The following is a 24,901-nucleotide window of genomic DNA, read 5'->3' on the forward strand; positions in this document are numbered from 1 at the left end:
TCAGAGCTCCCTCGAAATGATCAGTCTGCGGCAACGGTTTGCACAGCGGGTAAAGCCAAATTGCAGCAATTCCTGCGCGTTCCCCGTTGGCAGAACCAAATGACACTTGGGGCATCCAGTGACAGGGTCATCTACGAATTCGATACGCTCTCGCGCTTCAGGATCTTCGTGCAAGCGTTGAAAGACGGGCCAATGTTCGCTGCCTTCAAGGAGGGGCAGGGCGGGCAATTCGCGGTCGCCCGGACATTCCAACAAGGTGTGAATCTCTTCACGGTGAGTTCGCACGCTCGCCAACATTTCGCGTGCCTTTTCGAAATCAATGCCTGGCGGAAAGTACACATGAAACGCAGGCAGCCTATCAGCATCAGCGTTCTCAAGCTGAGACAATAACCCGTTCCTGCGCAGCAAGCGCCGCGCCTTACGTGCAGTATCCGCACTCGGTGAATGGGCGACGCGGACCAGCTCGAGTGCCAATACATCTTCGGCCAAATCGCCTTCAACAATCTCAGGTAGATCGCGCAGAATCTTATCAAGCCAGATTTTTACCCGGTCGTTCGGTGGCCGAATTCTGTCGACCAGATAATGGGCGATACCCAACATCATTTCAGCAAAGCGGCCCTCATTTTTCTTTTCAAGCGCTGCATCGAGAAGCTTCGAAAAGGAATCGATTGCCTTCTCGTTTGCGCGCTCGTCGCGCGTCATATCTCTTGTGGCGTCCTCAGACAGGCTCTCGCCAGTATCATCGGAAGCCATTGCCTCGGAACGGAAGGGGCCACGGCTAGAGCGAAAGGCCTTGAGCAAAGCAGCCATTGCCGATTGCCATCCAGCTGATCGCTCGCCGCTTCCCGATGATCCCTTTTCAAGGAAATGGGCCCGCTCAATCATATCGGCAGTCACAATCTCGTCCGGCGCTACAAGGGCCTCACCCTTCGTTCCTGCCGCCTTGAACTGTGCTCGCGGCATGCGTGAAGGGTCCTCGTGGAACCATGCCATTATTGCCGCGACATCCTCAGGCGTCTCAGTCCCAGCCAGAACCGACAAGATCCTCGATGCAGCTTGACCAGCGCGCTGCATGAGTGCGGCCACTGCGGTAATCATCAAAAAGCCTTCAGCAACCTTATCGTCGGCTTTCAATCTTATGACGACGCGGCCCCTGCTCCAGACTCGTTCAGCGAGCTGCTCAGCACGCTGCGAAAAAGCCATGTTCTTATCGACTTCAATTTCCCCGAGATCGATGAGTTCACCCTCGATCTCGCAGGTCATACTCGCTGGGCCAGAGGTCCAGCTTGTTAGGACGGATCCCTGGATTGTTGTGCCAACGAGTTCGGCTGTTAGAATCTGTACCTGCTCTTCGTCGACATTTTGGTCATCGTCCTCGATCGCCGAACGAACGGGAGCAGGGCAGTGAGCAATTGACCAAGCCCCATGACGGTTGGGCTCGATCCTTAGGATTCCTGCCTCCATGTTTGAGCCAAATAAGGCTGCGGACGTTGCGTTCGCGCTTCCTGACAAAAGCAAACGACCATTCCGGCAAAGGATCTCAATCGACTTTGCATGCAGCAGGCGGCTGTCCGCAGCAAACTTCTGATCTATCTCGACTGGCGCCAATACTTCTTCATTCAGAATTGACCAATTGCCCCCGGCAAACCCTCTTACCGTCCCTGCATCATGGACATACCCCGAGACATCGAAGCAATTCAGCAGCTTGCTGAGCCGCGTAACTCCTGCTCCCTTCACATCGTAGAATGGCGACATGAAACAGATACGCTCTGCTCCGCCCAGTTCGTCCGCTTCTTGCTGAAGCCTCTCGGCGATCGTTCCGGCAGCGTTGTGGACAAGCCGAATTCGGCCGGATCCCGTCTTACCTTGAGATGCGCGACGCAAGCCATCTGCCGTCTGCGCAATCCTATTCGTCGCCGGCAATCGGATGCGTTCATCGATTTCGAGTAGTTCTAAGAACTCGGCAGCATCGGCGATCGCCTCAGGGGCAAAGCTGGGATGCAAATGTTCGACCAATTCAAAGTTTCCGCCCCAACCACCAAAGGTGAGGTTGCCCGATCCGACTAGGAGGTGGGCGTCACTGTCATTGAGGAAAACAGAGAGTTTGGGGTGGAATACGCCGCCAACCCGCTCGACAGGAAGCAATTCATAGTCGCGGCCAACTAGACGGGCGCCAAGCTCGGATAATCCGGCACGCACACCTTCCGGGTCAGACAATATTGTAGGATTTCGCGCTCCGCCGCGAATGAGGGCATCGATCACCACTGCCTCAAAGAACGAGAGGCTCAGAGAATAGGTCGTAAAAAGGACACTATTCCAAGGTGCCGACTTTGCTAGCTCCAATGGGTTCATGGCGACGACTTAAGCCTGGATTAGACTTCGCCGTCAATTTTCTATTGCGCAGATTCGCGCCGTCTTGGTGAGCCTCAGCGACGATGGCCGACCGCTCGTCGGCCTTGAGCTAGGTGCGACGGCCCGAACGGTCCTGTCAAAGCAAATGCACCTGATTGAAGAGTGAGCGGGCGAGGGTAGGGCATTCGTCATGCCCAGACCTCGCAAACCGGCCAATCCGTTCCGCTATTTCAACTCCTCGCCCGAGATCATTCGACTTGTGGTGATGATGTACGTCCGCTTTCCGCTGAGCTTGCGGAACGTGGAAGATCTGCTGTTCGAACGCGGGATCGACATTTGCCACGAGACGGTACGTCTGTGGTGGAACCGCTTCGGTCCGCTGTTTGCGGCGGACATCCGCCGCCAGCGAGTAAGCCGGATGAAGGGGTTCCGGCAGTGGCGCTGGCACCTCGATGAGGTGTTCGTAAAGATCAATGGGGAGCGTCCTACCTGTGGCGCGCCGTGGATCACGAGGGTGAGATCCTGGAGAGCTACGTTACCAGAAAACGTGATAAATCCGCGGCGTTGGCGTTCCTGAAGAAGGCGCTGAAACGTCATGGCAAGACTGAGGTAATCGTCACCGACGGATTGAAATCCTATCCAGCTGCCATGCGCGATCTTGGCAATCTCGATCGCCGGGAGATGGGGCGGTGGCTCAACAACAGGGCCGAGAATGCACACCTTCCATTCCGACGACGAGAGCGAGCGATGTTACGATTTCGACAGATGAAATCGCTTCAGAAGTTCGCCTCGGTTCATGCCAATGTCCACAACCACTTCAACTTGCAGCGCCATCTTGTCGACAGCCAAACTTACAAGACCTGCCGCTCGGACGCACTGGCTGAGTGGCAGTCGCTCATGGCCTGATCGAAGCGCCATCAAGACACGGCTGCGCCGATCGGAGACGAGTTGCGATTAGACTGACAGCACCCTTTGATGAGCCGGAAATCGCGAGCCAAACCACCAAGTCCCTTCCGTCGTTTCAACTCATCACCTGAGGTGGTGCTGTCAAACCAAACGTACCTGATTGAAAAGTGTGTGGTTGAGAGCAGGGCTTGGTGATCCTGGTGATAGGACTGGTGGCCAAAGTGCGCAGCGGCAAGGCTGGCCGGCAGCCTGCCTGAAGTCAGACGTCTTCCAGCTCCCGAACGACTTGCTGGATCAGCCCACGCAGCCAAGCAAGTCCGGCGTCTCCGCTCCGCGCCGAATGATACTGCGCCACCTCTTGCATTAGAGGAACGGCGACCGGTGATTCAGCAATTGCCAGCGGCAGGATTTGAGCCATCTGATGGGCGAGCCGCTCGTGCATCAAAGCCAGGCGCCGGGTTCCGGGAAGGAAGTAGGGTACTTGGACGAAAGACGGGGCGATCACCTCGATGCGGACAGAAAGGCCCAGCTCCTCCAGCGCGTTCTCGATGAACGTATTGCGCCCGTCGAAACGGACCGCGACGTGGCCGGCATCAGTGAATGCCTCCAGTGTTACCGGCCCTTGCAGCAGCGGGTTTGTGCTGCAGCCGACCACCACTTGCCGTTCTTCAAAGATCCGGTCGTAGGGATGGCCCTTGGCGGCAAATTCACGCGGGGTGAGGAGTAAGTCGAATTCTCCCTTGCCGAGCCGCTCCGAGGTTCCAGTCGTTGGCATGGCAATCTCCAGCCCGACACCTGGAGCGAGCTGCGCGAGACGTCGCTGGGCCGGCACGAGCAGGACGGTGGATATGTAATCCGACGCAGCGAGGCGGAAGCGGCGAGTCGAAGTGGCCGGATCGAAGGCAGTAGCTGACGATATCAGGCTGCGAATCCGCAGGAGTTGTTCGCGCACGAGGGGGGCCAGTTGCTCGGCGCCGGCCGTAGGCACCATACCTCGCCCCGATTGCACGAGCAATTCGTCGCCCAGCGCAAGGCGGAGCCGCTTGAGCGAAGAACTCATCGCCGATTGGGTGACATTGAGCTGTGCAGCCGCACGTGTGACGCTGCGATGGTCGAGCAAGGCATCGAGCGCCACGAGAAGGTTCAGGTCGAAATTGTCGAATCGCATCCATTAATTATATCTATGAGTAGTGACTAATTCAAAAAATTTGAACAATATGCAGGCGCATGCCATCTCCGCGGTGCAGATGGAGAGGAATCGATGCACAAGTTTTTGGCGGTGATGGCGGCTGGCGCGGTCCTCGGCCTGCAGCCGGTCGCCGCGCAGGAGGCTGCCCCGGCAGTGACGCCCGCCAGCCAGTGGATCACGCTTGGTACTCATGGCGGCCCCGTGCCGCATCCTGATCGCGCCGAGCCGGCGAACCTGCTGTTGACAAGCAACGAGGTATACCTGGTTGACGTTGGCGACGGGGCAGCAAACCAGATGGCGCGGGCAGGTGTTCCGCTGGCACGGCTGAGCGGCGTGTTCATCAGCCACCTTCACTTCGATCATACTGGCGGGCTGGGCGCGGTGCTGGGGCTGCGTTTCCAGACCGAGGCGCAGAACACCCTTACGATCTACGGCCCTCCGGGCACGCGTCAGCTTGTCGATGGTTTGATCGCCTCGATGCGGCCCGGCGGAGAAGCCGGTTACGGCGTGCCGGGCGAGGCCGTCCATGATCCGGCGGCGGGTATCGCGGTTGTAGAATGGCGCGGCGGGGAAACTGCTGTGGTTGGCGGGATGACCGTCCGCAATGTAGAAAACACCCACTACAGCTTCACGGCGGATAGCCCGCAATATGGCCGTTACGCTTCGCTGTCGTTTCGCTTCGACCTACCTGACCGGTCGATCCTCTACACCGGCGATACAGCGCCCAGCGCAGCGGTGGACCAGCTGGGGCAGGGTGCCGACTTGCTGGTGGCCGAGATGATCGACCTTGATGGCCTCCTGAGTGCCATGGGCCCGACCCGCGGTGACAGCCCCGGCGGCCCACCGTCAATTCTGCTGGAGCACCTGCGCACCCACCACATCACGCCTGCCCAAATTGGCGAAATGGCAGCATTCATGGAAGTGGGCGAGGTGGTCGTGACGCACCTGGTGATCGGCAACGCCGGGCGCGAAGCCTGGCGCCGCTACGAGGCCGAGATCGGCGAGCATTACGATGGCGTGGTCACCATCGCACAAGATCTGGACGGGTTCTGAACGATGCAGCAGCTAGACATCCTTATCGTTGGCGGCGGAATTGGCGGCCTGACAGCGGCCATCGCGCTGTGCCGCGACGGGCACCAGGTCACCGTGATCGAACGTGATCCCGACTGGTCGGTCTACGGTGTTGGCATCATCCAGCAAGGCAATGTCTTGCGCGCGATGAAGCAGCTGGGCCTACTTGATGCCTATCTTTCCGCCTCGGTCGGTTTCGATGCCGTGGCGGTCCACGCGCCAGACGGCACCATGGTGGCGCGCGTGCCTTCGCCGCGGCTGGTGGAGAACTGTCCGGCCAATGTCGGTATCAGCCGCCGCGCGCTGCAAAAGGTGCTGGCTGACGAAGCACAGGTTGCCGGCGCCCAGATTCGCCTTGGTGTGACGATCGACCGGCTGGATGACGACGGTGAGGGCGTGGCGGTCGCTTTGTCCGATGACAGCAATGGGCGGTTCGACATAGTAGTCGGCGCCGATGGTGTCCATTCGCAGACCCGCGGCATGCTGTTTCCGGACCTGGCTGGGCCGGAATTCACCGGGCAGGCGGTGTGGCGCTACAACGTGCCGCGCAGCGAGGGGCTCGATGCGCTGCACGTTTACAACGGCCCGATTGGTGCAGGCCTAGTGCCGATCAGCGATGATTTGATGTACATGTACCTGACCACGCCCGAACCGGAGAACCCGTGGTATCCGACCGAAGGACTAGCCGAGGTGATGCGCGGCAAGGTGCCCGCACCGCTGGCCGGGCTCGCCCAGTATATTACCGAGGACGAGGGCGTGGTCTACCGCCCGCTCGACGGGCTGATGGTGCGCGGCGCCTGGCACAAGGGGCGCGTCGTCCTGCTGGGTGATGCCGTTCACGCGACGACGCCGCACCTCGGGCAGGGCGCCGGACTCGCAATCGAGGATGCGCTGGTGCTGGCCGAGGAATTGACGCTGGCCGACACGCCTTCGACCGCTTTCACCGCCTATCACAATCGCCGATACGAGCGCTGCGCCTGGATCGTCGACACATCGCTGGCGATCTGCATGGGCCAATTGGGCAAGGGCCCGCCCGTCGACAACGCCAAGGCGACCGCCGAGATGTTCGGCCTGGTCGCACAACCAATTTAAGGAGCACAATCATGAGCCGGGTCACCGATATCCGCTACGTCGGTTATGGGGTCGAGGAATTCGACAGCGAACGAGCGTTCTATGCCGACAAATGGGGCTTGGTCGAAGTTGCTGCACAGGACGGCATGGCCTGGTTCGCTGCGCAGGGTGATGACGAACACCACGTGGTGCGCTTGCACCGGTCCGACGCCAACCATGTTGAGGTGATCGCACTGGCAGCCGACAGCCGCACGGATGTTGACGCCTTGCATGACAAGGTCGCTGCGGCCGGCTGCAAGGTGATCCACGAACCGCGCGACCTTGATGCACCGGGCGGCGGTTTCGGCTTCCGCTTCTTTTCACCCGACGGCCTGCCGTTCGAGATTTCGGCGGACGTGGCAAAAGGCGAAAAGCGCGCGATCGACCGCTGGGAAGGCCTGCCCGTGCGGATCAGCCATATAGTTCTGCATTCGCCCGACCATCAGGCGGCGGTGCGGTTTTTCTGCGATTTACTGGGCTTCCGCGTATCGGATTGGCTGGGCGACTTCATGTGTTTCCTGCGGTGCAACTCCGCGCATCACCGGCTGGCCGTGCTGCCGGGGCCGCCATGCCTCAACCACGTGGCCTATGACATGACCAATGCCGATGGGATGTTGCGCGGCGTATCGCGCCTGAAACAGGCGGATATCGATATCCGCTGGGGCCCCGGACGGCACACTGCGGGCGACAATACCTTCAGCTATTTCGTCAGCCCCGGCGGCTTTGTGGTCGAATATACCGCCGAGCTGGAGGAGGTCGATTTCGAAACGCACGAGGCTCAGGTGCACGCGCCTGGTCCGCGGATCATGGACCAGTGGGGCATCGGCATCGGCGGCCCGCAGACCATGCCGCACACCGAACCCGACCCGCGCCTGTTCCAACCGGCGGAGGCCTGACCCATGGCTCTGTTCGAATACTTCCCCAACTACATCTGGAATCTCTCGGTCGCCATGGCGCTGGAGAGCGGTGGCCAGATCGGCGAGCTGATCGACATGTGCGAGCCAATCCGTGCGGCTGCGGAAAGCGGAGACGCAGGAACGCCCGACTTCATGCGCCAATGGGTCGCCAAGGCCGAGACGCTGCTCGAACTCGCCGCAGAAGACGAGCAGCGCGGTCGCGGCTTCTCGGCCTCGGACAAGCTCGAACGCGCGGCCTTGTACCTCTTGGTTGCCGAAAGGATGCAGCAGCAAGGATCAGCGGGGCGGGAGGTGACCTATGCCAAGGCACTCGCTAGCGTCGAACGCTCGACCGTGCTCGGTTCGCTCAACCGTGAACGGGTGGAAGTGCCGCTGGCGCAAGGCGTAATGCCCGCGCTGTTCACCCGCGGAGCCGGCGAAGGGCCGCGCCCGGTGGTGATATATTGCAATGGGCTCGATAGCACCAAGGAACTGCTCTACTGGTCGCGCTTGCCCGAGGCGCTGGCCAGACGCGGCATCTCCACTCTCTGCGTAGACCAACCCGGAACCGGTGAAGCCATTCGTCTGCAGGGCCTGCCGGTTGATCCGCATTCGGAAAACTGGGCGAGCAAGGCAGTCGACTGGCTGGAGGCGCGCGACAATGTCGATCCCGCGCGCATCGGCATGACCGGGATCTCGCTGGGCGGCCATTTTGCGCCGCGTGCGGTCGCTTACGAACCGCGCTTTGCCTCGGGCGCCGTCTGGGGCGCCAACCACAACTGGCGTGAGGTGCAGGATGCGCGCATCCGGCGCGAGGGCGAGAACCCCGTCCCGCACTACTGGGCGCATGTGTTCTGGACTTTCGGGGCGAATGACATGGACGATTTCCTCGCCCGGTCAGCGGGGATGAACCTGAACGGCCACATGGACCGGATTGCCGTTCCCTTCCTGATTACCCACGGAGCGCAGGACCGGCAGATCTCGGTCGACTACGCGCACCAGGCCTACGAGCAACTGGTCAACGCGCCGCGCCGCGAACTCAAGATTTTCACGCCGCGCGAAGGCGGGGTGGAGCACGTCGGGGCGGACAACATGTCCTATGCCCGCGACTATATCGCCGACTGGTTTGCCGACACACTGGGAGGGCAAACCCAATGATGAAGCTGTGGTTCGCCCCCAATACCTGCGCCCGGGTGACTATGACTGCCCTCGAGGAGATCGGCGAGCCTTTCGAGACAGGGCTGGTTGCCTTCATGGCGGGCGAGCATCGCCAGCCCGCCTATCTCGCCGTCAATCCATCGGGCAAGGTGCCCGCGCTGGAAACCCCTGACGGGGTGTTGGTGCAGAACGGCGCCATGCTCACCTATCTCTCCGAAGCTTACCCGCATGCCAATTTGCTCCCGCTCAGCGACGAACCTTTCAAGCGCGCCAGGGTGCGGGCCGAACTGTTCCGCTGTTCCAGCGATCTCCACCCGCTGGTGACCCGCTTCGTCATGCCGGTGACCGTTTCGACTGACCCGCAACAGGTGCCGCAAATCCGCGAAAAGGCACGCGAGCTGGTCACCCAGCAGTTGGCCCCGGTCGAGGCCAGGCTGGCCGCCAGCGAATGGTATTTCGGCGCGTACTGGTCGGTGCTGGATGCCTATGTCGCGTGGATCTGGTTCCGCCTGACGGGCAACGGGTTCGATGCTTCTGACTTTCCGGCCATTTCCGCGCATTATGCGTGGGCCATCGCCCGGCCAAGCGCGCAAGCGGCGCTCGCCCGCGAGGCGGAGGCCGAGCAGGAACTCGATGCGCGCGGCCTGCTGTTCCGTCCGCAATTCGACAAGGGAGCCAAGCCATGAGCGAACAGCCAGTAAGGCGTATCGTCACGGGTCACGATGCCGAGGGGCGTGCTGTCTTCCTCGAGGACGGCCCGGTGCCGCGCGTCCAACAAATCGGCGGCGAGCATGGCCCGCTGTTCTTCGAAGTCTGGAATACCCGCGCGACGCCAGCGCCGATTGACCGTGCATCGGGCGAACCGGAAGAGAGCGGCATCCAGCTGACCCCGCCGAAGAACGGCACCCGCATCCGCGTGCTCGACATCCCGCCGGACGGGGATAGGCTGGACTACGTCACGACAGAGGAAGCGCAGGCGCATTTTGCCGAAGTGGGCGCAGGCGATGCATCGTCGCACAGCAGCCGCGGCTCGCGCCACGCGCACATGCACCGGACGGAGACTATCGACTACGGCATCGTGCTCGAAGGCGAGCTGGTGCTGATCCTCGACGAAGGCGAGACCATCTGCCGCCCCGGCGACATCATTATCCAGCGCGGCACCAACCACGGCTGGGCCAACCGCTCGGACCGCAACTGCCGTATCGCCTTCATCCTGATCGACGGCACATTCAAGGAGGGCCTCTGATGCGGCTGGCGACCCTTGCAAACGGCACTCCCGACGGCGAGCTGGTGGTGGTGTCGGCGGACGGCAAGCGTTTTCTTGCTGCCGGGGAACGCTGGCCGAACCTGCTGGCAGCTTTCACCGATTGGCAGAAGGCCGAACCCGCACTTCGGGCCACGGTCGATGAGGTGGAGCAGGGGGCAGGCGGTAAAATCACCGCACAGACTGCATTTCGCGCTCCCATGCCGCGCGCCTGGCAATGGCTCGATGGCTCTGTCTTCTCCACCCACGCGCGACTGATGGAGGTCGCCTTCAACACCGACCCGATCGAGAACCAGCGCCCGCTGATGTACCAGGGACAATCGGATCGCTTCTACGGACCGACCGAGGACGTGCCCTTCGGCTCGGAAGCCGACGGGATCGACTTCGAAGGCGAATTCGGCGTCATTGTCGATCACGTGCCGATGGGCTGTACGCCTGCCGAAGCAATGGAGCGCATCCGCCTGTTGGTGCAGATCAACGACTGGTCACTGCGTGCCTACGCCGTGCCCGAGATGAAGACTGGCTTCGGCTTCATTCTCGCCAAGCCTGCCTGCTCAGTTGCTCCCTTTGCGGTGACGCCGGACGAACTGCACGATGGCTGGCGCGACGGACGGGTGTGTCTCGATCTGCAGATCGACTGGAACGGCAAGCGGTTCGGCTCGGCCAACGGGCGCGAGATGGATGTCGGCTTCCACGAACTGGTTGCCCAAGCCGCAACCACGCGCGACCTGGTGGCAGGCACCATCATCGGCTCGGGTACGGTTGCCAATGCCGGCTATGCCGAGGTCGGCTCCAGCTGTATTTCCGAACGCCGCGCGATCGAGATCATTGCCGACGGCAAGCCGACGACCGGGTTCATGTCCTTCGGCGACCACATCCGTATGGCCGGTGTCGATGCTGCGGGCGGCAAGCCCTTCGGCGCAATCGACCAGCAGGTGGTCTGCCGGCCCTGACCAACAGATTTTACTACGTCCACACCATTGGGAGAGAAGCGATTATGAGACTAATCTACGCAGCAGCACTTGCAGTCGGCTTGTCTGGCCTGGCCGTCACCCCGGCCCTAGCTCAGGATGATGAAGAAGCCGAAGCGCACCTGCACTATTCGGTAGAAACGACAACGATCGCCACACTGCTTGACGATCCCGCATCTGCGGAGATCCTCGAACGGCTGATCCCTACGGTCTACGCCAACGACATGTTTCAGACCATGGGCCGCCCCAATACCCTGCGCGTCGCCGCCCAGTACGAATCTGCAGTGCTGACCGAAGCGAAGATGGCTGAGATCCAGGCTGCGTTTGACGAATTGGCAGGTGTCAGAACCGCGGGAGACTAGTCCTGAGGGGGCACTGTCAAACCGGCATTGTCAGGCTAACGTGGCAGCGGCGGGCGACGGCTGCTAGCTGGCTTGGTCCTGTCAAAGCAAATGCACCTGATTGAAAAGTGAGCGGACGAGGGTAGGGCATTCGTCATGCCCAGACCTCGCAAACCGGCCAATCCGTTCCGCTATTTCAACTCCTCGCCCGAGATCATTCGACTTGTGGTGATGATATGTCGATCGGAGACGAGTTGCGATTAGACTGACAGCACCTGCTCGAATTCGCCAGGTATCAAGCCAGCATTTCTGCTGTCTTGAATTTAAGCCTGTTTTGCCAATTAACAGGCCTGTTATGCTGATTAACCGTCCTGTTACGGTCGATTAAATACCCTGTTATGACGAATAACAGGGAAAGCGGACATCTAGCCTTTAGGGCACCGAAATATCATCATAAATTCTTCCCGCTGGCGCAAAAACTGACTTCAAAGTGCCTGCTTTGGCCCTGAAATTTGCATCTTTCCCTGTTAATTCCCTGCATAACAGGGAAGTCGAGGGAGAGACCGGTCCGCTCCGGACTGCGTCGCGCACCATCACTTCACCCAAGGGCATTTGGCACTTTCCCAATCGCTCTGGGTTATCCCTGCACTTGAACGCTGTGCGTCCGGTCAGCCCTGCTGGATAGGCGGCTGCCGCCCTGCCTTCCGCAGAGCCCTGCCTTCCGCAAGTGCAGTGCCTTCCGCAAGTGCAGTGCCGCGCAGCCCGGGGTGGCTGCGCGGCACGCGGGGCATCACCAGCCGCGATGGAATTGCTGCAATTCCCGGACGGTGAGCCGACCATCGTCATTGGCATCGGCGTCGAGATAGTTGAGCTCACCGAAGTTCATGTATTCGGTGCGCGTGACCATGCCGTCACCATTGCCGTCCATCAGGCGGAAACGCTCGGTCTTGCGGGCCTGGGCACGCTCTTCCATGCGCTGGCGGCGATTTGCCGAATCTCCGCTGCCGGGACCCGGCCCGAGGCGGGCTCTCAGAAATTCCTGAAGCGTGAAACCGCCGCTGTTGTCGCTGTCCATCGCGGTGAAGGTCTGGCCATGCCAGCTGCGGAATTCCGTCTGATCGATAAAGCCGTCATGGTCGCGGTCCTGATCGCGCAGTCTGTCGCGCGTGCCGAGATAGAGTTGGTCACGGTCACGATCCCGGTCACGGTCTGGCGTATCCAGACGGTCGCGGTCGCGCAGCCGGTCACGGTCCTGATCGGGCACATCCAGCCTGTCCCGCGTCCTGTCCTGATCCATCGTCCCTGTACCGGGCACACTGGCCGGAGGGCCGCTTTGCTGGCTACCGCCACCGCCACCGCCGCCGCCCTGCGCATAGGCCGGGGACGTGGCCATCGTCGCAATTGCCAGTGTCAGGCATGCATTCCGAAGAGTAGTTCGCACAATCTTGCTCCTTGTTCTGGCACGGTTTGAAAGTGCCAACTCCCTATCGGTGGCGGAAATGGCGGCTTGGCTATCCAGGCGGAATAGGGATTGTTCCTGATGAGTGGTCGCCTTGCCCTGCCAACACCCCGTCAGTGCGGCCGCCGCCGCCGCCCTGCACATGCAATTGCGGGACACCACTTTGACACAACGCTTTGACAGGGCGCAGGTAAACCCATTAGAGATAATCATTCTGTTTTTAAGCACTGGCTTTTTTGAACACTGGCGGAGGGTCGCAAGCTGGACTGGGGTATCCTGGAAAATTCGATCGGGCCGCGTATGCGCCTGCTGCGAAACCTGCTGCAGGCGCGCTCGATCGCGGTCAGTGAACCCTTTGGCCTGCCAACCGGGTCGCTGACCCTGCTGGCGCTGATCTCCGCCAATCCGCACAGCTCGCAGGCAGAGCTTGCCGCCCAGGCCGGCATTACCGGCCCCAATGTGGTGGGCATAATCGACGAGCTTGAACGGCGCGATCTGGTGACCCGCGAACGGTCCAGTGTCGACCGGCGACGCAACATGGTGCTGCTGAGCGAAAAGGGCGAGCGCACGATGCACACGCTGTTCGCCGAAGTCTCCAAGATCGAGGCACCTATTCGCGAGGAACTGGGCGATGAGGATCTGGCGAAATTCATCGATTATATCGAGCGCACGCTGGTCGCCCTGACAGAGGGTGAGGGCTGAAGCCCGAACGACGGACCCGCCCGAACCGCTCCCCGAACCAACTCCCCGGACCAGCGCCCGGCTGGCGCTCTGCCGCTGCCCGATTCATCACAACCTGCCGTACAAGCCCGCTCTTGCAGTGTGAAGCGGAGTGCAACCGCCCACGGCTGCGCGGGGCCGTGCGATCGAAATTCGCTTAGTCTCAATATTCATTTGCCAATATAATCATTCAATGTGTAAGGACTTTGGCCTGCGCACGAGCGAATGAGTCTGTCTGTTCGTGCAATCGATGCTGATTGACTCGGGAGATCGACCCAATGCGAGCCTATTTGCTCTTGGCAGCGTGTGCCGCCCTGCTGACGCCGGTTCTGCCTGCGCAAGCCAATGATGCCGAAGCGGCGCCGGGGAACTGGGTCCGCTATGCCCGCGATGCCAGCGGCACGCGTTTCTCCCCGCTCGACCAGATCAATGTCGCCAATGTCGGGGACCTGCAGCAGGCCTGGAGCGTCCGCTTGCGCCCGGATGGCGGCGGCGGGCTGCTTGGCGGGACCGTGCCGATTGTGGTGGACGGGATCATGTACCTGCCCACGGGCAATGGCGTGATCGCGCTGGAGGCGCATACGGGCCGCGAGCTCTGGCACCATGTGCCCGATGGGGCGCTGATCCGCCGGGCTGTATCCTGGTGGCCGGGCGATGGCGCAACCGGCCCGCGCATATTCTATTCCTTCGGATCGGGAATCCGCGCGCTGGATGCGCGCACCGGCGAAGTGGACCGGACCTTTGGCGACAATGGCGAGATCCTGTTCGGCGGCACGCCATATTCCTATCCGCCCAGCATCTTTGGCAATGTCATGGTGATCGGCGCCAACACGGCGGAAATGCCGCGCGGACCTTCGGGCAATTCACGCGCCTATGATGCGCGGACCGGGCGCAAGCTGTGGGAATTCAACACCGTGCCCCAGCCGGGCGAAGTGGGCCATGAAACCTGGCTGGACGATGGCTGGCAGGGCCGGTCCGGCACCAATATGTGGATCTGGTACACCACCGCCGATCTGGCGACCAACACCGTGTACATGACCATCGGCGGCCCCAGCCCCAACTATTATGGCGGTGACCGGCCCGGCAACAACCTGTTCGGCAATTCGGTGGTGGCGGTCGATCTGGATACGGGCGCCTACAAATGGCACTTCCAGACCATTCATCACGATCTGTGGGACTGGGACCTGCCGGCCCCGCCGGTGCTGTTCGATGCCCACGTCGATGGCCGCACGATCCCGGCGCTGGCCCAGACCGGCAAGCCGGGCCTGATGTATATCCTCAACCGCGAGACGGGTGAACCGATCCACGGCGTGAACGAGATGCGCGTGGCCGCCGGCGATGTGCCGGGTGAGTGGTATTCTCCCATCCAGCCGATCCCGGTGCGTCCCGCTGCCCTCAGCCGCATGTGGTGGGACCCCAGCGATGTGGTGACGGCGCAAGACACCAATGCCGATCATGCGGCGGCCTGCCGTGCGCTGCTTGATTCCTATGGCGGCAGTTTCTTCAATTCCGGGCCGTTCACGCCGTTCTTCCTGCATGAGGAAGGCGACGAGCCGCGCGCCTCGATCAATCTGCCGCACAATGGCGGATCGAACTGGGGCGGCAGCGCCGCCGATCCGCAGCATGGCATCGTCTATATCAACACCAGCGAGAGCGGATCGATCGGCTGGATCGAGGGCCGCAATCCGGGCGGCGACTATGGCCGCGGCACCGCCGATTCCTCGCAGCGTTACGACCGGGGCAGCCTGGTCGGGCCGGGCGCCTATTCATCCTTCAGCGCGAACTTCGTGGCCGAGGATGGCAGCCGCACCAGCCTGCCCTGCATTCGTCCGCCTTGGGGCCGCCTGCACGCGGTGGATGCGAACACCGGCAACATCCTGTGGTCCACCCCGCTCGGCACCACGCCGATGCTGCCGGAAGGCAAGCAGGATACCGGGTCCAACAACACCTTTGGCGGCCCGATGGCGACAGCGGGCGGCCTGGTGTTCATCGGCGCCACCAGCGATGCCTATTTCCGCGCCTTCGATGCAGCCAACGGCCAGCAATTGTGGAGCGAGAAGCTTCCCTATGCGCCGCTGACCGTGCCGATGTCCTTCCTGGGCAGCGACGGCCGCCAGTACGTGGCGGTGATTGCTGCCGGATCGTCGATCGCCGGACCGCCGCCGCGCGGCGAGGACGGGCGCCCGGTCAATGGCGAAGCCCTCATTGCCTTTGCCGTGCCCGAATAGGGGCGGGCGCAAACCAATCGACCTGTGGAGAGTTTCTGATGTTATCCAAGACCGCTATCGCCCTGGGCGCGGCGCTGCTCGCATCCACCGCTTATGCCCAGACCACCCAGACCACGGTCAGCACGCCCGAAGGCGCGCAGCTGGAAGTGAGCGATGACCTGCACTATCCGCCGGGATCGCTGACGCAGCAGCAGCTGGAAAGCTCGACCCGCGACCTGTTCGTGCAGGATTCGATGAACGTCTTCCGGCGCTTCCCGCGTGAAGTGACCGCCGACATGGTGCGCTTCTATACTCAGGCGCTGGCGCTGCGCTCGCTCAATCCGATCCAGCTCACCAGCACGCAGCAGATGATCCTGACAGGTGTCGGCAGCGGCCAGATCAAGCTGTCGGCGGGCCAGCAGGGTGGCCGCGAATATGCCCTCGACGGTGGACCGCTGGGCGGCACCGGTATTCGCTTTTTCACGCTCACCTATCCCGACATGGCAACCGTGTCGCAGCGCTTTGCTCAGGCCGGTTTCCCCGTTCCCGACTTTACCCTTATGGCCGATGGCACCCATGCCGCCATGACCGTGGACCCGGGCGGATTTGCCGTGCAGGTGATTGTCGATCCGGCCAAGCAGGATAATTCCGACGATGGCGTGGGCGTGGGCATCGGTGTTTCCGACCTGGCGCGAAGCCGTGCCTATTACCGCGAATTCGTGGGCCTGGATGAGCTGGACCCTGTCCAGGACCAGCTGCTGGGGGTGACCAAATATCCCTATCGCCACGGCGAAACCACGCTCTACCTGTATGACGTGGGCGAGGGCCTGCCAAAGGACACCGGCAGCGCGGGCATCCAGTATGTGATCAGCGATGCGCCGATGGCCGCCGCCAAGGGGGAGCACCGCGGCATTGACGTTCAGACCCCGCTCAACCGCCTTGCCGGCTTTGGGCTGGTGACCGTGTGGTTCTACGATCCCGATGGCGTGACGAATTATTTCGCCCAGGTGGGCCGTCCGCGCGGGGCCGAGGCGGCACCTGTCGCCGCTGTCGATCCGCTGACCATCCTGCCGCCTGTTCCCGATGACTACACGCCCGCCACCACCGCCTGGGGAGATCCCGATCTGCGCGGCACCTGGCCGATCGATCATCTCAACGGCCTGCCGCTGCAGCGCTCCGCCGAGCAGGGAAATCGCCATTTCCTGACCGAGGCGGAATATGCCGAGCGCCAGTCGCGCATAGACAGCCTTGCCAGCCGCTATGACAACGAGGAGGCGGCGGATTCGATCGGACAGGGCCACTGGGTGGAGATGGGCGATGGCAGCAGGCGGACCTCGCTGCTGGTTCTGCCGCAGGATGGCCGCCTGCCGGCGATGACCGAAGAGGGCCTGCGCCGGTCCGCGCAGATGCGGTCGAGCTGGGCGCGCGGGCAGACGTTCAACTGGGTATCCGATTTCGATAACTGGGATCGCTGCATCACCCGCGGCCTGCCCGCATCGATGATGCCGATGATGTACAATAACGGCCTGCGCATCTTTCAGGCGCCCGGCATCGTGGCCATCCAGATGGAGATGATCCACGAAGTGCGCATCATCCCGGTCGATGGCCGGGCGACGGTTCCCGTGCAGATCGAAAACTGGCTTGGCGAAAGCCGCGGCCATTGGGAGGATGCGAACACGCTGGTGGTGGAAACCGGCAATTTCCGCCCCGGCCCTTCGGCCACCAGCATTGTCACCTCAGGCTCCCCGCCGGAGAACAATACGCCGATCAGCACGCAGGCAAAACTGGTGGAGCGCTTCACCATGACCGGGCCTGACTCGATCGTTTACGAGACGCATTATTCCGATCCGGTGATCTTCACTCAGCCCTGGGGCACGCGGCTGGATTGGCAGCGCGACGATGAATATCAATTCTTCGAATACGCCTGCCACGAGGGCAATGTCCAACTGCGCAACTACATCACCGCATCACGCGCGGGAACGGTCGGCAACTAGGCCCTCCGCCGCGATCATGAGGTAATCCTCCCAGCGCATGGTGCGCTTGGAACCAACTGAAAGGCCCGGATCACGCAAGGTGGTCCGGGCCTTCTTTTTGTCAGCAGGAAATCGGGCGCAGGAAATCGGTGGCCCGACCTGACCGAAAACTGGCCTAGCGAACGCGGCGAACGCGCAGCCCCTGCTGCCCGTCGAAGCGCATCAGGAAGCTTCCCAGCGATCCGCGATAGATGCGGATCTGCGATCCTGCACGCGGCGGTTCGTAGGATATCGGCGCCGCATCGATGAACTGCCACTGCGCGCCGTCTTCCAGCGTGACGAGGTAGATGCCGGGCAGCACGCGCTCCGCCGCGCTGACCCGCGCCTCCAGTTCCTCAGGGCGGCTGTCGCGGCGCTCCTGTTGCACCTGGGTCAAGGCCTCGGCGCCGAAGCCCCGCGCCTGAATCTGGCGCATGGGCGATACCGGCGATGCAGGCTGGGCCGCCGCCCCGCCGGGCTGGATATTATTGTCGTAACAGGTGACGCGCGCGCCGATATCCTCGATCTGCGCGCAGGCCCGCATGATGATGACGATCTGGCGGTAGTTTTCTTCCTGAACCTGCGCCTGAACCTGTGTGGCGGACCCCGCCAGCAGGCTCGCCGCGGCGATGGCACAGGCCAGGAGAGCTTGACTGGATGCCGCTTTCATTCCCGGGGACCTTCTCTTCGATCGAGTTGCGGTGAAGGGAGGCATGTGGCGGTGTCAGCACCGTGATTGGGAGAGTACCCCACCGCCACATGTTTTACAGGACCAGGAGAGCCTGATTTGGTCCCGTTTGCTGTCCTAGAAGTCGACGTTCACACCCATGTAGAACCGGCGACCGATGGTGTTGTGATAGGAGCTGTAATAGCCACCCGGCAGCGTCCGGTCCCCGGCGACATCGTTCAGCAGATAGCCGGCCAGCGGCGGCGCCCGGTTGAACAGATTGTCGATGCCGAAGCGCACGTTCAGATTGTCCGCCAGCACCACGCGGGCGTTGAGGTTGAACAGATCGTAGGCCGGCACACCCGCGCGCGTGGCCGGGCCTGCATTCTGGACAGTCGAGGAATCCAGCAGCGAGGGATAATGCTGCCACTGGATGCCGATCGTTGCCGGACCAACGGAATAGCTGGCGCGGGCCAGCAGCTTCCATTCGAACGGGCTGGACTGCGTGCCGACATCGCCGCCGCCGGTGGTGCCGGTGTAATCGATCAACGGGATCACGAACTGGTCAGGCGTGGTCTTGAAGTTGATGACATAGGTGGCGTTGACATTGAGGTTGAGGCGGCCCGGTATGGGGATGCCGACCTCGTCGAACCTCAGGCCCCAGGTGATGTTGGCATCGATGCCCGAAGTCTCCACCCGGCCAAGGTTGGCATAGTTCACCTCGATCAGCTCGATATTGCCGTTCGCTTCGTCGCGGCGAATGCGCTGGCAGGCGTCGGTCACTTCATAGCCCGGGTTGAAGATGGGCGAGAAGCACTGGCGCAGAACCGAATCCGCACCCTGCAGATCGATGCCATCGGTGATGGTCACGTTGTAATAGTCGATCGCCAGGTTCAGACGGCTGAGCCAGGGGTCCTGCGATGGCGACTGGATCACGCCGCCAATGGTGTAGGACTTGGCGGTTTCCTCCTGCAACTGGCGGGCGCCCGTTTCCAGCGTCGGGACGCTGAAGCCGCGTTCCGGGAACACGCGATCCGGATCGTTGTAATAGGCATTGACCGCCTCGGACGTCATGGTCTGCTGGCACAGCGCGAGCACCTGGCTGGCATCGGGGTTGAGATCGGTGTTGGCCGAGTAATTGCCATAGCCGAACGGTTCGGTCAGCAGCGCGGGCGAACACGGATCGCCGTCGGCTGATGACCGCAGGGCCTGCGTGCGTGCGGTAAACAGTTCGCCAAGGTTTGGCGCACGGCTGGCCACCTGATAGCCGCCGCGGAACCGCAGCCAGTCAAACGGAGCATATTCACCGTTGATCTTGTAGGTGTGCACCGTGCCGACCGAACGATAGTCCGACATGCGATAGCCCAGCTCAAGGTTCAGGGCCTCCGCAAAGGGAATGTCGTTGAGGATCGGGATCAGCAATTCGCCATAGATTTCCTTGACGTTGGTCTTGCCCTGGGTGCTCGCCTGCGGGAAAATGCCGGCAGTCGTTTCATAGAATGTCGCACCTTCCACGGACGTGGCGTCGGCATGGAAATCGATCGAGTTTTCGCGATACTGGGCGCCGATTGCGAAGCGCACCTGGCCATAGGGGAGATCGTATAGTCCGCCCTCCAGATTGGCTTCGACATATTCCTGCACCACCCGGTTTTCCAGCTGCAGGTCTACAGATGTGGCCAGGCGGCAATCGTCCGAATAGGCATCGGGGTTGGTCAGCGGGCTGAGGCCGCTGGTGCAGGTGGCCGTCGCGCCATAGACGTTGTTTGCCGTGACCGCGAAGTTGCGGCCGAAGTTCGGCGCCAGCATGATCGTCCGCCAGCGCTCGACCGAGACGAAGCCGTACTGATCGGTCTTGGCAGTGGTTTCGCCGTGCGAGCCAACGATGTCCCAGTTCATGTCGGTACCGGGTATCGTGCCTTCGAAACCGGCCAACACGTTGAAGGTCTGGTTGCGGCCTTCGGTGCGGCGCCGGCCAAAGGCGGTGGGGATGGTGTTTACCCGGTAATTGGCGGTTGGCGTGGAACGGCTGTTCAGCAAGGTCGTCAGGTCCGGCGTCAGCGGATAGACCAGACGGTTGGAACAGCCACCCGTGGCCGGGCAATCCAGGCCATAGGCTCCGCCGGCAAGGAAATCGGGATGGGTATTGCCATTGCCCAGCAGTGACGATGGAATGCCGAAGGTGGCATTGCCGGTGTAAATCGCATCGTTGTAGGGGATTTCCACGCCGACACTGCCCGACATGGAGTTGTAGAAGCTGCGCGAAACGGTCTCGGTAATGGCGTAATAGCCTTGCGAGATGAAGCGCACATTGTCGGTAATCTCATACTCGCCCTTGGAATAGATCGACCAGCGATCCTGCGGGCTGGAGAGCAATTGATCGGTGAAGTTTTCGTACAGCCTGCCATCGTCCGAGATCTTGCGGAAGAAGCCGTCCAGCTCATCGTTGTAATTGACCACCACGAAGCGGTCGGACGCGGCATCATAGCCGTTCAGCCACAGCGAATTGTCATCGTTGAGATAGAGCGAGCTGGACTGTGGAACATTGGTCAGACCATCGGGAATGCCATAGACGCTGTTGTAGGCAGCCTGGCTGGGCAGTCTCCGGTTCGGGAAATCGATGAAGTTCTGCGTGACGCGGATATCCGTGCCGCCGGTTAGCGGGCTGGTGGCCAGATCGTTGTACCAGCTGCGCGCCAGGCGCTGCACCGGGTTGCGATCATAATGTTCGATGCCCAGGATCACGTTGCCGCGCCCGTCGTTCAGCGTGGCACCCACCAGGGCGGAGATGGTATATTCGAAACCGTCGCCTTCCTCGGTGATGGAGCCTTGCGCGTCGAGCGCAACACCATCGAAATTGTCCTTGAGGATGAAGTTCACCACACCGCCCACGGCGTCTGCGCCATAGGTGGAGGAAGCGCCGCCGGTGATGACCTCGACGCGCTGCACGGCGGCAGACGGGATCGAGTTGATGTCGATCACGCCAGAGCCGTTGATCGGGGTGCCGCGGCGTCCGTCGATCAGCACCAGGTTGCGGTTGGAGCCGAGCGACCGCAGGCTGACGGTCGAAATGCCCAGCGTGTTGTTGGCATTGGCCTGCAGGCCCTGTGCGTCGAACTGGGTCAGCGCCGGAGTGAACTGCGGCAATTTGTTGAGATTTGCCTCCAGGTTGACCGCCGCGGATTCCTCCAGCAGGTCCGCATCTACGGTCACGATCGGGCTGGTGGCGGAATAGTCACGGCGCGAAATGCGCGATCCGGTCACCACGATGCGGTCACTGCCTGTTGCCGACGATGCCCGGCCCGGTGCGGCTGGCGTCTGGACCGGCAGACCGTCGTCATCCTCGTCCTCGTCCGATTGCGCCGTTGCCGTTGCCGACGGGCTCTGCGCCATTGCCAGGCCGGGCGCCATGAATACGCCTGCGGTTCCCGCCAAAAGGCACAACTTGAGCGCCTTCAAATCCAGATTTCTCATTATTCCATCCCCCATTCAATTCGCGATGCTCCCACCTAGGAATCGCGATGAATTATGTTTTGAACCGGAACCTGAACGATCAGCCCTGCGCCGGACTGGTCTGGCCCGGACTGATCTGGCGTGGTTCCAATTGCCTCTGCTCGCCCTCCCACAGGTGCCACCCGGCATGCCCTTGAGAGCATGGTGGAAGCCCTGATTTTAGTTCAGATCAAAATCGTATGTATGGAAAATAGATACGTCAAGTAATCCTTTATACAACAACGTTTGCATATGCAGTTTTTGCGCTCATAAATTTCTAGATATCTGAAAATAAGTGATAAAAAATATCTTCTCCCCAAAGACCGATAACAGACTGGTCCCCGCGCTGCGCGGAAATTGGCCAACGCATGACAAAACTTCGAAATATGATTCTTCTAAATATCGGTTTTGTGATCGCAGGCGGATGCCGCCGCGATCACGCCGCAAATGGCGAAAATGCGAGGTTTTCCGCGATTGGGGCGGGGCTGTCAGTGGTGCTCGGCGGGCCTCTGGTTGACAAAATCCGCTTGACGATGGCGCAACGCACAAGCAAGCCGCTCACCTGGCCGGACCGGGCCGACTGCGATCGCAAGGCGGGGAACTGCCGGTTTCGTTGCCACAACAGCCGAAGATCCGAGGAAAATTTGCCCTACCCATCGTCGCGCAGCAGTTTTGACCTTTATCGTGAGGGAGAGATGACTCGCGATATCAGCCTGATGATCAAGATGGTCTTGATCGTCCGCGGTTTTCGGAGTCAGCTTGACGAGAAGTTGCGCAAGATCGGGCAGAGCGCGACGCGCATGGAAGTGCTGGGCGCAATCGTGAACATGCAGGGACCCAAATCCCAGAGCGACCTTGCCAAGCGGCTGCGGATCGAAGGCGCCACCGTCACGCGGATGGTGGATATGCTGAGCAAGGACGGGTTGGTGGAACGGACCGCCGATCCGCATGATCGTCGGGTCAACCTGCTGCTGGTGACCCCCAAGGGCGAGCAGGCGCTGGAACAGATCTTCGGCATCTATGACGCCATGCGCGGGCATATCCTGACCGATCTGGGCATCGAGGACATGGAGGCGATGCACGTCCTGCTCGACAAGATGATGGCGAGACTGGACAGCCCGATGGACCCGCAGGTCAGGATCGAGAGTACGGCCCCCATGGATCGCCTGACCGACTAGGCCACCCGCCGCAAGCTGTTCACCCCGTCATGCGGGCCGTTCCGCATTAAGCGAGTTTGCGTAATTACACCGTAGGCTGATCAGGCCAGATTGGCCCGTGACAACGTATTTGCGGGAAGATCACCATGCCACAGCTTATGAAAGCCGCCATCTTCATTGAGCCAGGGCGCATTGTCCTGGGCGAAAAGCCGGTACCCGATGTTGGGCCGCTCGATGCGCTGATCCGCGTAACCACCACCACCATCTGTGGCACCGATGTGCATATCCTCAAGGGTGAATATCCGGTCGAAAAGGGCCTGACCGTGGGTCATGAACCCGTGGGCGTGATCGAAAAGCTCGGCTCTGCGGTGAGCGGATATAAGGAAGGCCAGCGCGTTATTGCCGGGGCGATTACGCCTTCGGGCACGTCCTATGCTTCGCTCTGCGGCTTTCACGCCCAATGCGGCGGGCAGGTCGGTCACGGCTTCAAGCCGATGGGCGGCTGGCGTTTCGGCAACACGATTGACGGCGCGCAGGCGGAATATCTGCTGGTCCCCGATGCCATGGCCAATCTGGCCCCCGTGCCCGATGGGCTGAGCGACGAGCAGGTGCTGATGTGTCCGGATATCATGTCCACCGGCTTCAGCGGTGCGGAATCGGGCAAGGTCCGCATAGGCGATACTGTGGCGGTCTTCGCGCAGGGTCCGATCGGCCTGTGCGCCACGGCTGGTGCCTTCATGATGGGGGCAACCACGATCATCGCGGTGGAAAGCGTGCCCGCGCGCATGGCAATGGCGCGCAAGATGGGCGCCACCCATGTGGTGGATTTCAGCAAGGTCGATCCGGTGGACGAGATCCGCCGGATTACCGATGGCCGCGGGGTGGACGTTTCCATCGAGGCGCTGGGCCTGCAACAGACATTCGAAGGCGCGCTGCGGGTGCTGCGTCCGGGCGGCACGCTGTCATCGCTGGGAGTCTATTCATCGGACCTGTCGATACCGCTGGATGCCTTTTCCGCCGGGCTGGGAGACAACCGGATCGTCACTACCCTGTGTCCCGGCGGCAAGGAGCGGATGCGCCGCCTGATGGAATCGGTGGCATCCGGCCGGGTCGATACCGCCCAGCTGGTGACGCACCACTACCCCCTCGATTCAATCGAGGATGCCTATGAGCTGTTCGCGCACCAGCGTGACGGCGTGCTGAAAGTTGCGATTCGTCCCTGAAACTGACCCTGAATCCGGGCCTGAAGCCGGGCCTGTACTTGGCCCTGAATCCGGCCCTGAAGCCTATTGCGCCGCGCGCGAGGCCTCTGCCAGGCGGTCCATCACCCGCACGGGGTTTTCCGGTCCGGAATTGCGGCCGGGGATGAATTCGTTGAGGACATTGCGGCGGGTGAACATCCAGCGCCCGTCGATGCGCGCCATTTCGTCCTCATACAGGCCGTATGTGCCCATCTTCATCTCGTCACCGGGGCCGTGGTTGGCCATTTCCACCCACAGCGATCTGGCCCAGGCGCGGTCACCCTCCACGCGAATGGAGGATTGCAGGATCACATGGCGCAGCTTGGCCGCTTCGCCGTCTTCGGTGTGGTAGAACCGCCCGATCCCTTCGGAGAAATTGCTCACCGCCGTGCGGATGGCATCGCGCCCGCGCGAGACGCCGCTGGCAAATTCCAGCTCCCCATCGGGCGCGAATGTGGCGATATAGGCATCCCAGTCGAAGTAATCGATGGCGAACAGGTAGCGCGCCATCAGGTCCTCTATCTCGGCCCGGTCCTCGGCGTAGGAGCGCTGGTATTCCTGTGCGGCGGCAGGCGCGGCAATGGCGCCGAGGCCCGTTGCGGTCATGCCCGTTGCGGCTAGCGCCAGCAGGCTGTTTCTCCAGATTGTCATGTCACCCTCTCCCTTGAATTTGCCGGTCCTGCATCGGTGG

19 protein-coding genes and 1 pseudogene are annotated in these 24,901 nt (G+C 61.6%); 14 read left to right on the forward strand and 6 right to left on the reverse strand.

Annotated elements, in window-relative coordinates:
- Entirely contained in the window at nt 1-2,352 is a 2,352-nt protein-coding gene (locus tag ABDZ98_RS04260; RefSeq protein ID WP_160589202.1) for a phospholipase D-like domain-containing protein, read from the reverse strand.
- A gap of 190 nt (nt 2,353-2,542) precedes the next feature.
- Here ABDZ98_RS04260 and ABDZ98_RS04265 point away from each other — a divergent pair.
- A pseudogene (locus ABDZ98_RS04265) lies at nt 2,543-3,258 on the forward strand (IS6 family transposase).
- A gap of 259 nt (nt 3,259-3,517) precedes the next feature.
- Here the strand turns inward: ABDZ98_RS04265 and ABDZ98_RS04270 are convergent.
- The gene (locus tag ABDZ98_RS04270; RefSeq protein WP_160589203.1) at nt 3,518-4,426 is read right to left on the reverse strand and encodes a LysR family transcriptional regulator; all 909 of its coding nucleotides are present in this window, start codon (nt 4,424-4,426) and stop codon (nt 3,518-3,520) included.
- A 93-nt stretch (nt 4,427-4,519) separates the two neighbouring features.
- On the opposite strand from ABDZ98_RS04270, the gene ABDZ98_RS04275 reads away from it, so the two are divergent.
- The 8 genes from ABDZ98_RS04275 to ABDZ98_RS04310 are packed head-to-tail and all read left to right on the forward strand — an operon-like array spanning nt 4,520 to nt 11,279.
- Nucleotides 4,520-5,500: an MBL fold metallo-hydrolase gene (locus ABDZ98_RS04275; protein WP_237437296.1), complete on the forward strand. Its 981-nt coding sequence runs from the start codon at nt 4,520-4,522 to the stop codon at nt 5,498-5,500.
- Nucleotides 5,501-5,503: 3 nt separating this feature from the next.
- A complete protein-coding gene (locus ABDZ98_RS04280) occupies nt 5,504-6,610 on the forward strand; it encodes an FAD-dependent oxidoreductase (protein ID WP_160589204.1) in 1,107 nt (368 codons plus the stop codon).
- 11 nt (nt 6,611-6,621) lie between these two features.
- Nucleotides 6,622-7,524, forward strand: a complete 903-nt coding sequence (locus ABDZ98_RS04285) for a VOC family protein (RefSeq protein WP_160589205.1) — start codon at nt 6,622-6,624, stop codon at nt 7,522-7,524.
- 3 nt (nt 7,525-7,527) lie between these two features.
- Nucleotides 7,528-8,682 carry an alpha/beta hydrolase family protein gene (locus ABDZ98_RS04290; RefSeq protein WP_160589206.1) on the forward strand — a complete coding sequence of 385 codons (1,155 nt, stop codon included), beginning with the start codon at nt 7,528-7,530 and terminating at the stop codon, nt 8,680-8,682.
- Complete coding sequence (locus tag ABDZ98_RS04295) at nt 8,682-9,368, forward strand: glutathione S-transferase family protein (RefSeq protein ID WP_272916770.1); 687 nt, start codon at nt 8,682-8,684, stop codon at nt 9,366-9,368. Before ABDZ98_RS04290 ends, ABDZ98_RS04295 begins: the two co-directional genes overlap by 1 nt.
- On the forward strand, nt 9,365-9,928 hold the full coding sequence (locus tag ABDZ98_RS04300) for a cupin domain-containing protein (protein WP_160589208.1): 564 nt from the start codon (nt 9,365-9,367) through the stop codon (nt 9,926-9,928). Before ABDZ98_RS04295 ends, ABDZ98_RS04300 begins: the two co-directional genes overlap by 4 nt.
- Nucleotides 9,928-10,899, forward strand: coding sequence for a fumarylacetoacetate hydrolase family protein (locus ABDZ98_RS04305; protein WP_160589209.1), 972 nt, complete (start codon nt 9,928-9,930; stop codon nt 10,897-10,899). The genes ABDZ98_RS04300 and ABDZ98_RS04305 overlap by 1 nt, the downstream gene beginning before the upstream one ends.
- A 44-nt stretch (nt 10,900-10,943) precedes the next feature.
- Nucleotides 10,944-11,279, forward strand: coding sequence for a hypothetical protein (locus ABDZ98_RS04310; RefSeq protein ID WP_160589210.1), 336 nt, complete (start codon nt 10,944-10,946; stop codon nt 11,277-11,279).
- A gap of 769 nt (nt 11,280-12,048) precedes the next feature.
- Here the strand turns inward: ABDZ98_RS04310 and ABDZ98_RS04315 are convergent.
- Nucleotides 12,049-12,651 carry an EF-hand domain-containing protein gene (locus ABDZ98_RS04315; protein WP_160589211.1) on the reverse strand — a complete coding sequence of 201 codons (603 nt, stop codon included), beginning with the start codon at nt 12,649-12,651 and terminating at the stop codon, nt 12,049-12,051.
- Between the two features lie 366 nt (nt 12,652-13,017).
- Between ABDZ98_RS04315 and ABDZ98_RS04320 the strand changes: the two genes are divergently transcribed.
- The 3 genes from ABDZ98_RS04320 (at nt 13,018) to ABDZ98_RS04330 (ending at nt 17,638) form a co-directional block, all read left to right on the forward strand.
- On the forward strand, nt 13,018-13,419 hold the full coding sequence (locus ABDZ98_RS04320; RefSeq protein WP_160589212.1) for a MarR family winged helix-turn-helix transcriptional regulator: 402 nt from the start codon (nt 13,018-13,020) through the stop codon (nt 13,417-13,419).
- Between the two features lie 296 nt (nt 13,420-13,715).
- Complete coding sequence (locus ABDZ98_RS04325) at nt 13,716-15,665, forward strand: outer membrane protein assembly factor BamB family protein (RefSeq protein ID WP_160589213.1); 1,950 nt, start codon at nt 13,716-13,718, stop codon at nt 15,663-15,665.
- Nucleotides 15,666-15,703: 38 nt separating this feature from the next.
- A complete protein-coding gene (locus tag ABDZ98_RS04330; protein WP_160589214.1) occupies nt 15,704-17,638 on the forward strand; it encodes a VOC family protein in 1,935 nt (644 codons plus the stop codon).
- A 154-nt stretch (nt 17,639-17,792) separates the two neighbouring features.
- Here the strand turns inward: ABDZ98_RS04330 and ABDZ98_RS04335 are convergent, their stop codons facing one another.
- Both ABDZ98_RS04335 and ABDZ98_RS04340 read right to left on the reverse strand, forming a co-directional pair.
- Nucleotides 17,793-18,326: a hypothetical protein gene (locus ABDZ98_RS04335; protein WP_160589215.1), complete on the reverse strand. Its 534-nt coding sequence runs from the start codon at nt 18,324-18,326 to the stop codon at nt 17,793-17,795.
- A 135-nt stretch (nt 18,327-18,461) separates the two neighbouring features.
- Nucleotides 18,462-21,794: a TonB-dependent receptor domain-containing protein gene (locus tag ABDZ98_RS04340; protein ID WP_160589216.1), complete on the reverse strand. Its 3,333-nt coding sequence runs from the start codon at nt 21,792-21,794 to the stop codon at nt 18,462-18,464.
- A gap of 713 nt (nt 21,795-22,507) precedes the next feature.
- On the opposite strand from ABDZ98_RS04340, the gene ABDZ98_RS04345 reads away from it, so the two are divergent.
- Nucleotides 22,508-22,990, forward strand: a complete 483-nt coding sequence (locus ABDZ98_RS04345; RefSeq protein ID WP_160589217.1) for a MarR family winged helix-turn-helix transcriptional regulator — start codon at nt 22,508-22,510, stop codon at nt 22,988-22,990.
- A 125-nt stretch (nt 22,991-23,115) separates the two neighbouring features.
- Nucleotides 23,116-24,192 carry an NAD(P)-dependent alcohol dehydrogenase gene (locus ABDZ98_RS04350; protein WP_160589218.1) on the forward strand — a complete coding sequence of 359 codons (1,077 nt, stop codon included), beginning with the start codon at nt 23,116-23,118 and terminating at the stop codon, nt 24,190-24,192.
- Nucleotides 24,193-24,255: 63 nt separating this feature from the next.
- On the opposite strand, the gene ABDZ98_RS04355 is transcribed toward ABDZ98_RS04350, so the two are convergent.
- Complete coding sequence (locus tag ABDZ98_RS04355; RefSeq protein WP_160589219.1) at nt 24,256-24,861, reverse strand: nuclear transport factor 2 family protein; 606 nt, start codon at nt 24,859-24,861, stop codon at nt 24,256-24,258.
- Between the last annotated feature and the right edge of the window lie 40 nt (nt 24,862-24,901).

The sequence above is a fragment of the Alteraurantiacibacter aestuarii genome (assembly GCF_039523595.1).
GTDB lineage: Bacteria > Pseudomonadota > Alphaproteobacteria > Sphingomonadales > Sphingomonadaceae > Alteraurantiacibacter > Alteraurantiacibacter aestuarii.

Bases quoted from the DNA above. Each gene is read 5' to 3' on its own strand.
- ABDZ98_RS04310 (WP_160589210.1), top strand. From the start codon at position 10,944: ATGAGACTAATCTACGCAGCAGCACTTGCAGTCGGCTTGTCTGGCCTG.
- ABDZ98_RS04335 (WP_160589215.1), bottom strand. From the start codon at position 18,326: ATGAAAGCGGCATCCAGTCAAGCTCTCCTGGCCTGTGCCATCGCCGCG.
- ABDZ98_RS04315 (WP_160589211.1), bottom strand. From the start codon at position 12,651: ATGGCCACGTCCCCGGCCTATGCGCAGGGCGGCGGCGGTGGCGGTGGC.
- ABDZ98_RS04260 (WP_160589202.1), bottom strand. From the start codon at position 2,352: ATGAACCCATTGGAGCTAGCAAAGTCGGCACCTTGGAATAGTGTCCTT.
- ABDZ98_RS04270 (WP_160589203.1), bottom strand. From the start codon at position 4,426: ATGCGATTCGACAATTTCGACCTGAACCTTCTCGTGGCGCTCGATGCC.
- ABDZ98_RS04325 (WP_160589213.1), top strand. From the start codon at position 13,716: ATGCGAGCCTATTTGCTCTTGGCAGCGTGTGCCGCCCTGCTGACGCCG.
- ABDZ98_RS04305 (WP_160589209.1), top strand. From the start codon at position 9,928: ATGCGGCTGGCGACCCTTGCAAACGGCACTCCCGACGGCGAGCTGGTG.
- ABDZ98_RS04340 (WP_160589216.1), bottom strand. From the start codon at position 21,794: ATGAGAAATCTGGATTTGAAGGCGCTCAAGTTGTGCCTTTTGGCGGGA.
- ABDZ98_RS04280 (WP_160589204.1), top strand. From the start codon at position 5,504: ATGCAGCAGCTAGACATCCTTATCGTTGGCGGCGGAATTGGCGGCCTG.
- ABDZ98_RS04285 (WP_160589205.1), top strand. From the start codon at position 6,622: ATGAGCCGGGTCACCGATATCCGCTACGTCGGTTATGGGGTCGAGGAA.
- ABDZ98_RS04355 (WP_160589219.1), bottom strand. From the start codon at position 24,861: ATGACAATCTGGAGAAACAGCCTGCTGGCGCTAGCCGCAACGGGCATG.
- ABDZ98_RS04295 (WP_272916770.1), top strand. From the start codon at position 8,682: ATGAAGCTGTGGTTCGCCCCCAATACCTGCGCCCGGGTGACTATGACT.
- ABDZ98_RS04320 (WP_160589212.1), top strand. From the start codon at position 13,018: ATGCGCCTGCTGCGAAACCTGCTGCAGGCGCGCTCGATCGCGGTCAGT.
- ABDZ98_RS04300 (WP_160589208.1), top strand. From the start codon at position 9,365: ATGAGCGAACAGCCAGTAAGGCGTATCGTCACGGGTCACGATGCCGAG.
- ABDZ98_RS04275 (WP_237437296.1), top strand. From the start codon at position 4,520: ATGCACAAGTTTTTGGCGGTGATGGCGGCTGGCGCGGTCCTCGGCCTG.
- ABDZ98_RS04350 (WP_160589218.1), top strand. From the start codon at position 23,116: ATGCCACAGCTTATGAAAGCCGCCATCTTCATTGAGCCAGGGCGCATT.
- ABDZ98_RS04290 (WP_160589206.1), top strand. From the start codon at position 7,528: ATGGCTCTGTTCGAATACTTCCCCAACTACATCTGGAATCTCTCGGTC.
- ABDZ98_RS04345 (WP_160589217.1), top strand. From the start codon at position 22,508: ATGACTCGCGATATCAGCCTGATGATCAAGATGGTCTTGATCGTCCGC.
- ABDZ98_RS04330 (WP_160589214.1), top strand. From the start codon at position 15,704: ATGTTATCCAAGACCGCTATCGCCCTGGGCGCGGCGCTGCTCGCATCC.